The 14880-nt window shown below is 54.9% G+C and carries 10 protein-coding genes; 4 read left to right on the forward strand and 6 right to left on the reverse strand.

Translation table 11 applies throughout. The features are described from left to right. The first annotated feature begins 197 nt into the window (after positions 1–197). Complete coding sequence (locus OGY17_RS18230) at positions 198–476, forward strand: addiction module antidote protein (RefSeq protein ID WP_008786890.1); 279 nt, start codon at positions 198–200, stop codon at positions 474–476. 110 nt (positions 477–586) lie between these two features. Further along, on the forward strand, positions 587–1276 hold the full coding sequence (pepE, locus tag OGY17_RS18235; protein ID WP_032942056.1) for a dipeptidase PepE: 690 nt from the start codon (positions 587–589) through the stop codon (positions 1274–1276). A 169-nt stretch (positions 1277–1445) separates the two neighbouring features. On the opposite strand, the gene OGY17_RS18240 is transcribed toward pepE, so the two are convergent. After that, positions 1446–3074 (reverse strand): Na/Pi cotransporter family protein, encoded by a 1629-nt coding sequence (locus OGY17_RS18240; protein ID WP_063941208.1) that lies wholly within the window; start codon positions 3072–3074, stop codon positions 1446–1448. Positions 3075–3294: 220 nt separating this feature from the next. Next, positions 3295–6978, reverse strand: a complete 3684-nt coding sequence (metH, locus tag OGY17_RS18245) for a methionine synthase (RefSeq protein ID WP_057068603.1) — start codon at positions 6976–6978, stop codon at positions 3295–3297. 195 nt (positions 6979–7173) lie between these two features. Here metH and iclR point away from each other — a divergent pair, with 195 nt between their 5' ends. After that, positions 7174–7998, forward strand: coding sequence for a glyoxylate bypass operon transcriptional repressor IclR (gene iclR / locus OGY17_RS18250; protein WP_003826510.1), 825 nt, complete (start codon positions 7174–7176; stop codon positions 7996–7998). 86 nt (positions 7999–8084) lie between these two features. On the opposite strand, the gene aceK is transcribed toward iclR, so the two are convergent. From aceK to metA, 4 genes are all read right to left on the reverse strand, one after another. Further along, positions 8085–9866 (reverse strand): bifunctional isocitrate dehydrogenase kinase/phosphatase, encoded by a 1782-nt coding sequence (gene aceK, locus OGY17_RS18255; protein WP_003826508.1) that lies wholly within the window; start codon positions 9864–9866, stop codon positions 8085–8087. A gap of 102 nt (positions 9867–9968) precedes the next feature. After that, the gene (aceA, locus tag OGY17_RS18260; protein WP_003826506.1) at positions 9969–11273 is read right to left on the reverse strand and encodes an isocitrate lyase; all 1305 of its coding nucleotides are present in this window, start codon (positions 11271–11273) and stop codon (positions 9969–9971) included. 31 nt (positions 11274–11304) lie between these two features. After that, positions 11305–12906, reverse strand: coding sequence for a malate synthase A (gene aceB / locus OGY17_RS18265; protein ID WP_286607974.1), 1602 nt, complete (start codon positions 12904–12906; stop codon positions 11305–11307). Positions 12907–13174: 268 nt separating this feature from the next. Continuing rightward, a complete protein-coding gene (gene metA / locus OGY17_RS18270) occupies positions 13175–14104 on the reverse strand; it encodes a homoserine O-acetyltransferase MetA (RefSeq protein ID WP_003826503.1) in 930 nt (309 codons plus the stop codon). A gap of 158 nt (positions 14105–14262) precedes the next feature. On the opposite strand from metA, the gene OGY17_RS18275 reads away from it, so the two are divergent. Continuing rightward, positions 14263–14700: an acetyltransferase gene (locus OGY17_RS18275; RefSeq protein ID WP_128612480.1), complete on the forward strand. Its 438-nt coding sequence runs from the start codon at positions 14263–14265 to the stop codon at positions 14698–14700. Positions 14701–14880: the final 180 nt, after the last annotated feature.

Genomic DNA, 14880 nt, shown 5'->3' on the forward strand with positions numbered 1-14880 from the left:
TATAAAATACATGGAACGTCATCATGGAAATTCTTCAGACAATGGTTTTCCAGCGTTGGGAGCACAACCTACGGGACAGGAGAGCTAAAACGCTCATTGCTACACGCCTTTTTCGTCTGGCTAATGGTTTAGCTGGTGATGTTAAACCTGTTGGGGAATGCTCGCCCGTTCACTGGATTATCAGGAGGTCTTCCGCCATGAATAAACTTGCTCACTACGATCCCGCGACTGCGCTGGTTGATGATGAAGAAATTGCCGTGTTTATGGCCGATGCCCTCGAAACAGGCGATGCAGCATACATTGCAAAAGCACTGGGCGTGGTAGCTCGCGCTAAGGGAATGGCGAACATTGCGGCAGAAACGGGATTATCCCGCGAGCAGCTTTATCGCTCTTTTAGTGAGAAAGGTAACCCGACGCTGAAAACCACCCTTGCAGTGATGAAGGTACTCGGCATTGAATTGACACTTAAAAAATAGCCTCAGCTTCTATCTTCCCCTTCCAACATCGTGAGCCATATCAGTAAGGCGTTTGGCTGATAGTGGTAGCATTAGCGCGGTTTGTAATTTTCTGATTACATGGAGAAATGATGGAACTGCTTTTATTGAGTAACTCGACGCTGCCGGGCAAAGGCTGGATGGAACATGCGCTGCCGCTGATTGCTGAACAACTGAATGGTCGCCGTACGGCGGTGTTTATTCCGTTCGCTGGCGTGACGCAAACCTGGGATGAGTACACGGCGAAAACGGCAGCCATCTTTGCGCCAATGGGCGTCAACGTTACGGGTATTCATACCGTTGCCGACCCGATTGCCGCTATTGAAAACGCAGAGCTGGTGATTGTCGGCGGGGGTAATACCTTCCAGTTACTGAAAGAAAGCCGCGAACGCGGACTGCTGGCGCCGATTGTGGATGTCGTCAAACGCGGTGCGCTGTACATCGGCTGGAGCGCAGGTTCCAACCTTGCCTGCCAGACCATCCGCACTACCAACGACATGCCGATTGTCGATCCAAAAGGTTTTGATGCGCTGGGTCTGTTCCCGCTGCAGATTAACCCACACTTCACCAACGCGCTGCCGGAAGGCCACAAAGGCGAAACGCGTGAACAGCGTATCCGCGAGTTGCTGGTTGTGGCACCGGAGCTGACGGTGATTGGCCTGCCGGAAGGGAACTGGATTAAGGTAAGTAACGGTCAATCCGTGCTCGGCGGCCCGAACACCACGTATATCTTTAAAGCGGGTGAAGAAGCGGTTGCCGTTGAAGCGGGCCACTGCTTTTAGTTGATTTGTTGTCTGATGCCGGATGGCGGCTTCGCTTTATCCGGCCTATAACTGTATGCCTGATAAGCGCAGCGCCATCAGGCAGTTCAGCGCACATTGCCGGATGCGGCGTAAACGCCTTATCCGGCCTACCGGACTGCGCCACCGGGCAACATTTCACCTGTCCTCGTTAGTACTCACGCTCATCGTCTTCATCCGGCTGTTCCAGCACGCTATAGGCTACAGAGCAAAACAGCGAGTTCAGACGCTGCATATCGCCCAACAGCGCCAGGTGCAAGGAGCTGGTTTCGATGCTCTGCACGTTCTGCTGATGCAGACGGTCAACGTGCGCATGCGAATAACGACGATTGAGAATACGGAAGCGGTGCTTGCTGCGGCGCAGACGGCGGGCGCTGGTCACATCTCCTGAGAAGAACACCGACATCGCCAGCTGCAGATTGCTGAGCAACTGATCGTAGAGCGCATCCAGTTCTTTCAGCCCTTCGACAGAGAATGCCCGGCGAGCAGCCAGCGACTTATCGGCTATCTCGCTGCCCATACGTTCGACAATATCGGAAGCCTGCTCAAGGTTGAGCGACATTTCGATAATCTCCGCCCAACGGCGCGATTCCTCTTCCGCCAGCTCATCCTTTGGCATCCGCGCCAGATAGAGCTTAATTGCCGTGTACAGCACGTTAATATCATCCGCCATCCTGCGCAGCTCTTTCTCTTCACGCGGTTCGCCGTGCATTACTTTCTTCAGCCCGTCCATCATCTGCTCCATCGCGTCACCGATACGCAGGGCTTCACGGGCGGCATTGGCCAGCGCGAGCGTCGGCGTATCCAGCGCGCTGACGTCCAGATGTTTGGGTTTCAGATGTGCATCCAGCTCCGGCTCATCGCGGATGATACGCTTACAAAAACGCGCCATCGGTTCGGCGAACGGTACCATCGCCACACAGCGCACCAGGTTGTAGAAGACGTGGAAGTAGATAACCAGTTCAGATTTCGGTAGCGGCAGTTCATCCATCAGATTGGCCAGCGGATGAACAAACGGCAGGATAATCAGGCTCCCCACCAGCTTAAATAGCAGGCTACCGAGCGCCACACGGCGTGCTGCGGCGTTAGCGGCGCTGTTATTCAACATCGCCAGCAGGCCGGACCCGAGGTTGGCACCAATCACCAGACACAACGCCACCGGGAACGAGATAATGCCTGCCGCGGTCAGCGTGGCCGTCAGCAGTACCGCCGCCAGGCTGGAGTAACTGATAATCGCAAACATGGCGCCAATCAGCGCATCGAGCATAATATCGCCGGTGAGCGAGGCAAAAATAACCTGTACACCATTAGCCTGGGTGATCGGCGTTACCGCCTGCACAATCAGCTCCAGCGCCAGCAAAATCAACCCCAGCCCAATACCGACCCGCCCCAGTTGCCCCACGCGGGACTGCTTACGCCCGAGAAAGAAGATCACGCCGATAAAAATCAGCAGTGGTGACAGCCAGGAGAGATCGAAGGTCAGGATACGCGCCATCAGCGCGGTCCCCACGTCGGCGCCGAGCACTATGACCAGCGCAGGGGTAAGCGCCACGAGATCTTGTGCAACAAACGAGGTCACCAGCATGGTGGTGGCGTTGCTGCTTTGCACCAGCGCCGTTACGCCGATACCCGCACAAAAGGCGAGCGGCTTCTTTTCAACACTACGGCTGAGCACGGTACGCAAACGGGCGCCGAAGACGCGCATCACGCCGGTACGCACAATATGCGTACCCCAAACCAGCATCGCGACGGCAGAAAGCAGGTGTAACAGAGTTAACACGGAATCAGGTTCTCCTTATTTTTATGTTTTTTTGAGGCTCATTTGCCTGATGGCGCTGCGCTTATCAGGCCTACAAATCATCCCTATGTAGGCAGGATAAGGCGTTTACGCCGCCATCCGGCAACGGCCCCCTTTCAGTATAAGGGTTTAAACGTAATAAAGAGACAGGGCACTCATTGAGCGCCCTGTTTGTTGTAAAGAAAGATGACAGTTTTGTGAATCAGTCGGCGTCATAGCCGAGGTTCGGCGCTAACCAGCGCTCCACTTCCGCCACGCTCATCCCTTTACGGAAGGCATAATCTTCAACCTGATCGCGCTGGATTTGCGCCACGGCGTAGTACTTGCTGTCCGGATGACTGAAATACCAGCCGGAAACCGACGCGCCTGGCCACATGGCGAAGGATTCGGTGAGCTTCATCCCGGTGTGCGCTTCCACATCCAGCAGTTCCCAGATGGTGGCCTTTTCAGTGTGTTCCGGGCACGCCGGATAGCCCGGCGCCGGGCGAATCCCCTGGTAGTTTTCGCGGATAAGCTCCTCGTTACTGAGGTTCTCATTCGCCGCATAGCCCCAGTAAACTTTACGCACGCGCTCATGCAGATACTCCGCGAATGCTTCCGCCAGACGGTCAGCGATCGCTTTCACCATGATCTTGTTGTAGTCGTCGTGCTGGGCTTCGAAGGCATCCGCCAGCGCATCTTCCTCAAGACCACCGGTCACCGCGAAAGCACCGATGTAATCCGCTTTGCCGCTCAGTTTCGGCGCAACAAAGTCAGACAGGCAGTAGTTGGCGAAACCGACTTTTTCCGTCTGCTGGCGCAGATGATGGCTCACGTTGATGACGTGCGTACGCGTCTCGTCACGGTAAATCTCGATGTCGTCACCCACGCGGTTGGCCGGGAATAACCCCACCACGCCGCGCGGATTCAAGGTCTTCTCGGTGCTGAGTTTATCCAGCATGTCGTTAGCGTCTTTGAACAGGCGCTTCGCCTCTTCTCCTACTACCTCATCTTCGAGAATGCGCGGGTACTTCCCGGCCAGCGACCAGGTCATAAAGAACGGCGTCCAGTCGATGTAATTGCGCAGAGTTTCGATGCTGGCTTCCACTTCCTGCACGCCCAGACGGTGCGCCACCGGCGGGGTGTAGTTTTCCCAGTCGAAGGCCAGATCGTTGTCGCGGGCAGCCTGTAACGTTACTGGCGGGGTACGCGGTTTCTTACGCGCATGCTGGATACGCACGGTTTCGTACTCTTTACGCGTACGGGCGACAAAGTCATCGCGCTGGGTGTCAGAGAGCAGCGCAGCCACCACGCCAACGGTACGCGAGGCGTTCTGCACGTACACCGTCGGGCCGCTGTAGTTCTGCTCGATTTTCACCGCCGTGTGCGCTTTTGAGGTGGTCGCGCCGCCAATCAGCAGCGGAATAGTGAATCCCTGACGCTCCATCTCTTTCGCCACGTTGACCATTTCGTCCAGCGATGGGGTAATCAGCCCGGAAAGGCCAATCAGATCGGCATTCACTTCACGCGCCGTTCTGAGGATTTTCTCCGCGGGCACCATCACGCCAAGATCGACGATTTCGTAGTTGTTACATTGCAGCACCACGCCGACAATGTTTTTGCCGATATCGTGCACATCGCCCTTCACGGTCGCGATGACCATTTTGCCGTTGCTGGAGCCTTTCTCTTTGCTGGCCTCAATGTACGGTTCGAGGTACGCCACCGCCTGCTTCATCACGCGGGCGGATTTCACCACCTGCGGCAGGAACATTTTGCCCTCGCCGAACAGATCGCCAACGACGTTCATGCCGTCCATCAGCGGTCCTTCAATAACTTCGATCGGACGCGCAGCCTGCTGGCGCGCTTCCTCGGTATCCAGCTCAATAAACTCGGTAATGCCTTTCACCAGCGAGTATTCGAGGCGCTTTTTCACGTCCCAGGTGCGCCATTCCGCCATCTGGGCATTCGCCGTGTCGTCGGTTTTACTGCCGCGATATTTCTCTGCCAGCTCCAGCAGTCGTTCGGTGCCATCGTCACGACGGTTGAGGATCACATCTTCAACAGCATCGCGCAGCTCGGCGGGCAAGTCGTCGTAAATAGCCAGCTGTCCGGCGTTGACGATCCCCATGTCCATGCCGTTGCGAATGGCGTAGTAGAGGAATACCGCGTGAATGGCTTCACGTACCGGGTCGTTGCCACGGAACGAGAATGAAACGTTAGAAACGCCGCCGGAGATCAGTGCGTGCGGCAGCTCGCGTTTGATGTCTTCACACGCGCCGATAAAGTCCTGCGCGTAATTGTTGTGCTCATCAATACCGGTCGCGACGGCAAAGATGTTCGGGTCGAAGATGATGTCTTCCGGCGGGAAGCCCACCTCTTCGGTAAGAATTTTGTACGCCCGGCGGCAGATCTCGATTTTACGTGCGCGGGTGTCGGCCTGCCCTTGCTCGTCAAAGGCCATCACCACCACCGCGGCACCGTAGCGACGCAGCAGCTTCGCGTGATGGATAAAGGTCTCAACCCCCTCTTTCATCGAGATGGAGTTAACGATGCCTTTACCCTGAATGCACTTCAGCCCTTTCTCGATAACGTCCCATTTCGAGGAGTCGATCATAATCGGCACGCGGGCGATATCCGGCTCACCGGCGATCAGGTTGAGAAAACGCACCATTGCCGCTTCGGCGTCGAGCATCCCCTCATCCATGTTGATATCGATGATCTGCGCTCCGCTTTCCACCTGCTGACGGGCGACGTCCAGCGCTTCGCTGTATTTCTCTTCTTTGATCAGGCGTTTAAACTTCGCCGAACCGGTGACGTTGGTACGCTCGCCAACGTTCACAAACAGGCTGTCGTCGCCGATGTTCAGCGGCTCAAGGCCGGAAAGGCGGCAGGCAACCGGGATTTCCGGCAAGCGGCGCGGCGGTAAGCCATCCACTGCGCGGCTCATGGCGGCGATATGTTCCGGCGTGGTGCCGCAGCAGCCGCCGACGATATTCAGGAAACCGGCCTCAGCCCACTCGCGAATCTGCGCCGCCATTGTGTCGGCGTCGAGATCGTATTCACCAAAGGCGTTCGGCAGACCGGCGTTCGGGTGCGCGGTCACGTAGCATTCAGCAATGCGCGACAGTTCCTGCACGTACTGGCGCAGCTCGTCCGGGCCTAACGCGCAGTTCAGACCGAAGGTCAGCGCATCGGCGTGGCGCAGGGAGTTGTAGAATGCTTCGGTAGTCTGGCCGGAGAGCGTACGCCCGGAAGCATCGGTGATGGTGCCGGAGAGCATAATCGGCAGCTCAACGCCCAGCGCTTCGAATTCGGTTTTAACCGCGAAAATAGCGGCTTTGGCGTTCAGAGTATCGAAGACGGTTTCAATCAGGATCAGGTCACTGCCGCCTTCCACCAGCGCTTTGGTGGATTCACGGTAGGCGGCCACCAGCTGATCAAAGGTAATGTTGCGGTAAGCCGGGTCGTTAACATCAGGCGAGATAGACGCCGTACGGTTCGTTGGGCCGAGCACGCCCGCGACGTAGCGCGGTTTTTCCGGCGTGCGCGCCGTCCATTCGTCAGCCGCCGCACGCGCCAGTTTGGCTGCCGCAAAGTTGATTTCCGCCGACAGGGATTCCATCTGGTAATCCGCCATGGCGATAGTCGTCGAGTTAAAGGTGTTGGTTTCGATGATATCCGCGCCCGCCTCAAAGTAGGCGTTATGGATGGCGGCGATGACCTCCGGTTTGCTGAGCACCAACAGGTCGTTGTTACCTTTCAGATCGCACGGCCAGTCGGCAAAGCGTTCGCCGCGGAAATCCTCTTCGCTCAGACGATATCCCTGGATCATGGTGCCCATACCGCCGTCCAGCACCAGAATACGTTCATTTAACTGCTGACGTAATTGTTCTACTTTGCTGCTCACACTCGCTCCCGACAACGCTCAACCAGACCGAAAAAAACTCAACAGGTCATACTGGCACAAACCTGAGAGGCGGAAAAGAGAACAACGGCCAACATGAGACATGTTCAGCTTCACTCATCCGATCAGTACAGGAATTCTTGCATTATAATTGAATAAAACGAAAATGATTTCCACGATACAGAAAAGGAGTCTGCCATGGTAGCCACTGTCCCCGCGAAACGCGGTAGAAAACCCGCCGCCGCTACTGCGCCTGCAACCGGGCAGGTTCAGTCTCTGACCCGCGGTCTGAAGCTGCTGGAGTGGATTGCGGAATCCAACGGCAGCGTGGCGTTGACCGAGCTGGCGCAGCAGGCTGGCCTGCCAAACTCCACGACTCACCGTTTGCTGACCACCATGCAGCAGCAGGGTTTTGTCCGTCAGGTGGGTGAATTAGGCCACTGGGCCGTAGGTGCGCATGCGTTCATCGTCGGCAGCAGCTTTTTGCAAAGCCGTAATCTGCTGGCGATTGTCCATCCGATCCTGCGCAAGCTGATGGAAGATTCCGGTGAGACGGTAAACCTGGCCGTGCTGGATCAAAGCGATCATCAGGCCATTATTATCGACCAGGTGCAGTGCACCCAACTGATGCGCATGTCCGCGCCTATCGGCGGCAAACTGCCGATGCACGCCTCCGGTGCGGGTAAGGCGTTTTTATCCCAACTGAGCGAAGAACAAGTGACTGGCCTGCTGCACCGTAAAGGCCTGCATGCTTATACACACGCCACGCTGGTGTCGCCAGTGCATCTGAAAGAGGATTTGGCCCAGACGCGCAAGCGCGGCTATTCCTTTGATGATGAGGAACATGCGCTGGGTCTGCGCTGCGTGGCGTCGTGCATTTATGACGAGCACCGCGAGCCGTTCGCTGCGATTTCCATTTCCGGACCCATTTCGCGTATTACCGACGATCGCGTGACCGAGTTTGGCGCCATGGCGATCAAAGCGGCGAAAGAAGTAACGCTGGCGTACGGCGGATTTCGCTAAGATGGGGTTGCCGGGTGGCAGCTACGCCTTACCCGGCCTGCTATCTAAGGTTAGGGCAGATTTGTAGGCCTGATAAGCGTAGCGCATCAGGCACGGCGCACATTGCCGGATGGCGGCGCAAGTGCCTTATCCGGCCTACGGTCGGTTTCATAACGCACGCTGAACCGCTGCCGACGTCGGTAGGCGTAAACATCTTCCACGTGACCGTTTTTGATGCGCGTCTGTAGGCCGCGCCAGTAGTCAGCGCTGAACAGGTCAGCGTGCATCTCTTCAAATAGCGGCCCTATACGCGGGTCGGCACATAGCCAGTGACGAAATTCTTCCGGGAAGACATCTCCCGGCGATACGCTGTACCACGGCTCAGCGCTCATCTCATCTTCCGGGTAGCGTGGCGGCGGGATATGGCGGAAATTCACCTCAGTCATGTAGCAGATTTCATCGTAATCGTAGAACACCACACGCCCGTGACGGGTCACGCCAAAGTTCTTAAACAGCATATCGCCGGGGAAAATATTGGCGGCGGCCAGCTGACGAATGGCGTTGCCGTACTCTTCAATGGCATCGCGCAGTTGCTGACCTTCGACCTGCTCCAGCCAGATATTCAGCGGCACCATCCGTCGTTCAATATACAGATGGCGAATGACGATCTGATCGCCGAGATCGGTAATTTTTTCCGGAGCTTCCTGCAATAACAGCGCCATCAGCGCCGGATCGATTTGCCGTTTCTCCAGCACAAAATTCTCGAATTCCTGGGTGTCAGCCATCCGCCCAACACGATCGTGTTCTTTGACCAGTTGATAGCAGGCGCGGACGTGGGCGGCAGACATCTCTTTTTGCGGGGCAAATTTGTCTTTGATGATTTTAAACACCCGGTCAAAACCCGGCAGCGTAAACACCAACATCACCATGCCGCGGATCCCTGGCGCTTCAATAAATTGCTCATCGCAATGGGCAAGATAGAGCAGATATTCGCGGTAACTTTCGGTCTTCGCGTGTTTCTGACAGCCAATCGCCATGTACAGTTCGGCGGTGGTTTTACCGGGCAGGATCTCGCGCAGCCACTCCACCAGCGCCGCGGGCAAAGGGGCGTAAACCATAAAATAGGAGCGGGCGAAGCCAAACACAATGCTCGCCTCCGCCGTCGTGGTCAGACAGGTATCGACAAACAATTCGCCTTCATCAGTCCGGTGAATTGGCAGTAAAAACGGTAGCGTCCCCGAAGGAGTAATCAACTTACCGACCAGCCAGGCGGCCTTGTTGCGATAAAACAGTTCGTTCGCCACCTGTAAATGGCAACCCGACAACACATCCGCTCCCAGGGTTTCGGTCAGGTGTTCGATGATGTAGTGGATATCACGATGTTTGTTCTGCCACGGCAGACGCAGGGGCAGATCGCTAAGGACACGCGTCAGCAGCCACTCCCAGCCGGTATCCGGAAAAAAGTCTTTCGCCAGCGGACGTGGGATCGTGCGAAAACGACGCTCTGGCTGAGAACTGAAAATAAACAGCCGCTCGGGAGTCAGCGAGCGGTGGTCAAATAACCGACAGTAAACGGAGTTAAAGAAACTCTCCGCAATCTCGAAGCGCGGGTAATCCGGCAGTAGCCGGGTGTAATGCTCTTTCACGCGAAGTAAAAAATCCGCGTCGGTACTTTTGCCGTCAGTAATGCAGCGCAACTGCTCCACCACCAGACCCACGTGATGATCGTAAAGGTGAATACGGCTTTTCATCGCCTGCTGAACCGCATGCCAGTCGGCATGTTCAAAACGCTGCTGCGCGCCGGAGGTAACTTCCAGAAAACGCCCGTACTGGGCGTCGAAACCTTGCAAGATAGTCTGAGCAATCAGTAATTCCAGGCCACGCGTCATCAATGTCTCCCATCCGGCACAACGTCATGCCGGATGGCGCGTTCGCTTATCCGGCCTACATCCCTTCGTAGGCCCGGTAAGCGCAGCGCCACCGGGCATTAATCAAAACTGCGATTCTTCGGTCGAGCCGGTCAGCGCGGTCACCGAGGAAGCTCCGCCCTGAATGATGGTGGTGACTTTGTCGAAGTAACCTGTGCCCACTTCCTGCTGATGGGAGACGAAGGTGTAACCGTCTTTAGCTGCCGCAAATTCTGGCTGCTGAACCTTCTCAACATAATGGCGCATGCCTTCACCCTGCGCATAGGAGTGCGCGAGGTCGAACATGTTGAACCACATGCTGTGGATACCCGCCAGGGTAATGAACTGGTATTTGTAACCCATATCCGACAATTGCTGCTGGAAGCTGGCGATGGTTTTGTCATCCAGGTTTTTCTGCCAGTTAAACGACGGCGAACAGTTGTAAGCCAGCAGTTTGCCTGGGTATTTCGCGTGGATCGCATCGGCAAAGCGCTTCGCCAGTTCAAGGTCCGGCGTGGAGGTTTCACACCACACCAGATCCGCATACGGTGCGTAGGCCAGACCACGGCTGATCGCCTGCTCAATACCCGCATGCGTACGGTAGAACCCTTCGCTGGTACGTTCGCCAGTGATGAACTCGCTGTCGTATGGGTCGCAATCAGACGTAATCAGATCGGCTGCATCGGCATCGGTACGTGCAATCACCAGCGTCGGCACCCCCATGACGTCGGCTGCCAGACGGGCGGCCACCAGTTTCTGGATAGCTTCCTGCGTCGGTACCAGCACTTTGCCGCCCATGTGACCACATTTTTTCACCGATGCGAGCTGATCTTCGAAGTGAACGGCCGCTGCACCAGCCTCAATCATTGATTTCATCAGTTCAAACGCGTTCAGTACGCCGCCAAACCCTGCTTCCGCATCGGCAACGATCGGCAGGAAGTAATCGACATAGCGAGGATCGTTCGGCTCAATACCGGTTGACCATTGGATCTGATCGGCACGACGGAATGTGTTGTTGATCCGATCCACCACCGCCGGGACGGAGTTCGCCGGATACAGCGATTGGTCCGGGTACATGCTGGATGCCAGGTTGGCATCTGCCGCCACCTGCCAGCCTGAAAGGTAGACCGCTTCAATACCGGCTTTCGCCTGCTGCAGCGCCTGACCGCCGGTCAGCGCGCCGAGGCTGTTGATATAACCTTTCTTCGATTCGCCGTGCAGCAGACGCCACATTTTCGCCGCGCCAAGCTGCGCCAGCGTGCATTCCGGGTTGACCGAGCCACGTAATTTCACCACTTCCTCCGCGCTATATGGACGGGTGATGCCTTCCCAGCGCGGTTGAGTCCATTCTTTCTGTAATTCTTCGATTTGTTGAGTACGGGTTTTCATGTGCAGATGCTCCATATTGTTATGTGGTGAATTACGCCAGCAGGCGGTAGCCTGGCAGGGTCAAGAAATCGATCAGTTCATCAGAGGTAGTGATTTGCTCCATCAGGCGCGCGGCATCGTCAAAACGCCCGCTGCTGTAGCGGTGTTCGCCCAGCTCGTCCTGAATCACCAGCATCTCTTCGGCCAGCATCTGACGGAACAGCGGTTTGGTAACCGGCTTGCCGTTGCTGAGCGTCTTCTCGTGGTGGATCCACTGCCAGATGGAGGTACGGGAGATTTCGGCGGTGGCCGCGTCTTCCATCAGACCGTAAATCGGTACGCAGCCGTTACCGGAGATCCACGCTTCGATGTACTGCACCGCGACACGGATATTGGCGCGCATGCCTTCTTCAGTACGCTCACCTTCACAAGGTGCTAGCAGTTGCTCTGCGGTAATCGGGGCATCTTCTTCATGGGTCACGAACAGCTGATTTTTGTTTTCACCGAGTACGTCGTTGAACACCGCCATGGCGGTATCTGCCAGTCCCGGATGGGCAATCCATGTGCCGTCATGACCGTTATTTGCTTCCAGTGCTTTGTCCGCTTTTACCTTGGTCAAAACCTGGTTGTTACGTTCCGCATCTTTGCTGGGAATGAACGCTGCCATGCCGCCCATCGCGAATGCGCCACGTTTATGACAGGTTTTAATCAGCAGACGCGAATAGGCGCTGAGGAATGGTTTATCCATCGTCACCACCTGACGGTCCGGCAGCACGCGATCCGGATGGTTCTTCAGCGTTTTGATATAGCTAAAAATGTAGTCCCAACGACCGCAGTTCAGACCCACAATGTGGTCACGCAGGGCGTGCAGAATTTCGTCCATCTGGAAGACGGCAGGCAGCGTTTCAATCAGCAGGGTCGCTTTAATGGTGCCGCGCGGCAGGTTAAAGCGGTCCTCAGCATAGCTGAACACTTCGCTCCACCATGCCGCTTCTTGCCAGGCCTGCGTTTTTGGCAGATAGAAATAAGGGCCGCTGCCTTTCGCCAGCAACGTTTTGTAGTTGTGGAAGAAATAGAGGGCAAAGTCGAACAGGCTGCCCGGGGTAGATTCGCCACGCCAGGTGACGTGTTTTTCCGGCAGATGCAGACCACGAACGCGACATACCAACAGAGCCGGATTAGGCTTGAGCTGATAAATTTTACCCGCTTCGTTGGTGTAGCTAATGGTGCCATTGACCGCATCGCGCAGGTTGATCTGCCCGTCGATAACTTTGCTCCACTCAGGAGCCAGTGAATCTTCGAAGTCAGCCATAAAGACTTTGACGTTCGCGTTCAGCGCGTTGATGACCATCTTGCGCTCAACGGGTCCGGTGATCTCTACGCGGCGATCCAGTAAATCATCAGGAATTCCGCGAATTTTCCAGTTACCTTCACGAATGGAAGCTGTTTCCGAAATAAAATCAGGCAACTTACCGTCATCAATATCCTGCTGCTGCTGGATACGTGCAGCCAGAAGTTTATTCCGCTTTGGCGTAAATCTGGTCACCAGTTCAGTCAGAAACTCCACTGCTTCAGCGGTCAGAATTTGCTGTTCCTGTTCGCCACGCGGCCTAGTGAAGACCAGTTCATCGGTTGTCGTTGCCTGTTGATTCATTGCGTAGTTCCTCGTCATTGATCCAAACACATCCCCAATGCGAACGAAGGATCGTTGTGCGCTTTTCGTTCAGCACAACTAAGACTACTCATTTAAATTTCAAAATCAAAAACAATTTCCATTTTTAATTTAATTATCAATTAACCTATTGATAACAATATAAATAAAATTTAATTACACGATGAGGTGCGTTTCGGAAATAAAAAAGGCACCCGAAGGTGCCTGATTCAATATGCTGAAACGCTTAAGGATCGTCTGCTACAGAAGATTAATCCAGCGTTGGATTCATGTGACGCAGATCATATGGCGTGATCTGGTAGACGTAATAGTTGAGCCAGTTGGTAAACAACAAATTACCGTGGCTACGCCAGGTTGCCCGCGGTTTGTTTTGCGGGTCATCTTTCGGGAAATAGTTATAGGGTACTTCCGGCGATAAGCCCGCTTCAACATCACGAAAATATTCGCTGCCGAGTGTATGGTCGTCATACTCAGGATGACCCGTCACGAAGGCGATACGTTTGTCTTTGCTGGCAAACAGGTAGGCATCTCCCTCTTCGGTTTCAGCAAAGATCTCGAGATCGGTGTAGTCGCGGATAAGCGCTGCAGGGAAATCAGCATAGCGGGAATGCGGGGCCAGGAACGCATCATCGAATCCACGCGTCAGTAGCGCATGAGGGTGCAGAATATGGTGCTCATAGACGCCTGAGAGTTTGTCCGTGCGGGTTTGCTTGGGAATTCCGTACAGGATATTCAACGCGGCCTGCACCGCCCAACAGACAAATAGCGTCGAGGTAACGTGATCTTTGGCCCATTCAAGCACTTGTTTAATCTGCGGCCAGTAAGCCACATCATTAAATTCAACCAGGCCCAACGGCGCGCCGGTCACGATCAATCCGTCAAAGTTCTGATCGCAGATATCCTCGAAATTACAGTAGAAGTTATTCAGATGCTCCGTTGGGGTGTTGCGTGACTCGCGGGCATCGATGCGCAATAGCTGAACATCTACCTGCAGCGGTGAGTTAGACAGTAAGCGCAGGAACTGGTTTTCCGTTTCAATCTTCTTGGGCATCAGGTTAAGGATGAGCACCTTCAGTGGACGAATTTCCTGACCGGAAGCGCGGGATGTCGTCATCACGAAGACGTTTTCCTCACGCAAAAAATTGACGGCGGGTAGCTCGTCCTGCACGCGAATTGGCATAACCTGATAACCTCACAACATACGTTTAAACGTTTAGACATCCAGATAGCTGAAGATACCCAGGAATCATGCGAATGTCGAGCCTGCATCCTCAAGTTGAGAAAGTTTCACGGCTCCTTGCTGTAGAATAGTGCAGTAAAGAAAAAAAGGAGAATGCTATGAACCTTACCATTCGTCGTTCGCGCCCGGACGAAGGAGATAAGTTAGTTTCTATTTGGTGTCGCTCAGTAGATGCCACGCACCATTTCCTCTCTGCGGATTATCGGATTGAGCTGGAGGAGCTGGTACGTTCATTTTTACCAGAAGCCCCTCTGTGGGTTGCAGTGACAGAACAGGATGAGCCCGTCGCCTTTATGCTCCTGACCGACCAGCATATAGATGCTTTGTTTGTCGATCCGGATGTGCGTGGTAGTGGCGTTGGTAAACTGCTGATTGAACATGCTTTATCAATGAGTTCAACGCTAACAACCAACGTTAACGAGCAGAATGAGCAAGCGGTTGGATTCTATAAGAAGATGGGATTTAGCGTGACGGGACGTACAGAGGTGGACGATCTCGGACGACCGTACCCGTTACTCAACCTCGTACGCGGGTAGCAGGACTAGCTTTTGTAGGCCGGATAAGGCGATACGCCGCATCCGGCAGTGTGCAGACGTGTTGCCTGATGCGCTGCGCTTATCAGGCCTACAAAATACGTTCAGCCCGGCCCCTGCAGGACGGATAAGGCGGCACGCCGCATCCGGCGGTTTTCATCCCGCACAGACGCAAAGAAGCCC

The sequence above is a fragment of the Citrobacter sp. Cpo126 genome, assembly GCF_030332445.1.
GTDB lineage: Bacteria > Pseudomonadota > Gammaproteobacteria > Enterobacterales > Enterobacteriaceae > Citrobacter > Citrobacter portucalensis.

Coding starts and splice junctions, on each gene's coding strand:
- OGY17_RS18230 (WP_008786890.1), top strand. CDS start 198: ATGAATAAACTTGCTCACTACGATCCCGCGACTGCGCTGGTTGATGAT.
- pepE (WP_032942056.1), top strand. CDS start 587: ATGGAACTGCTTTTATTGAGTAACTCGACGCTGCCGGGCAAAGGCTGG.
- iclR (WP_003826510.1), top strand. CDS start 7,174: ATGGTAGCCACTGTCCCCGCGAAACGCGGTAGAAAACCCGCCGCCGCT.
- aceK (WP_003826508.1), bottom strand. CDS start 9,866: ATGACGCGTGGCCTGGAATTACTGATTGCTCAGACTATCTTGCAAGGT.
- aceA (WP_003826506.1), bottom strand. CDS start 11,273: ATGAAAACCCGTACTCAACAAATCGAAGAATTACAGAAAGAATGGACT.
- aceB (WP_286607974.1), bottom strand. CDS start 12,906: ATGAATCAACAGGCAACGACAACCGATGAACTGGTCTTCACTAGGCCG.
- metA (WP_003826503.1), bottom strand. CDS start 14,104: ATGCCAATTCGCGTGCAGGACGAGCTACCCGCCGTCAATTTTTTGCGT.
- OGY17_RS18275 (WP_128612480.1), top strand. CDS start 14,263: ATGAACCTTACCATTCGTCGTTCGCGCCCGGACGAAGGAGATAAGTTA.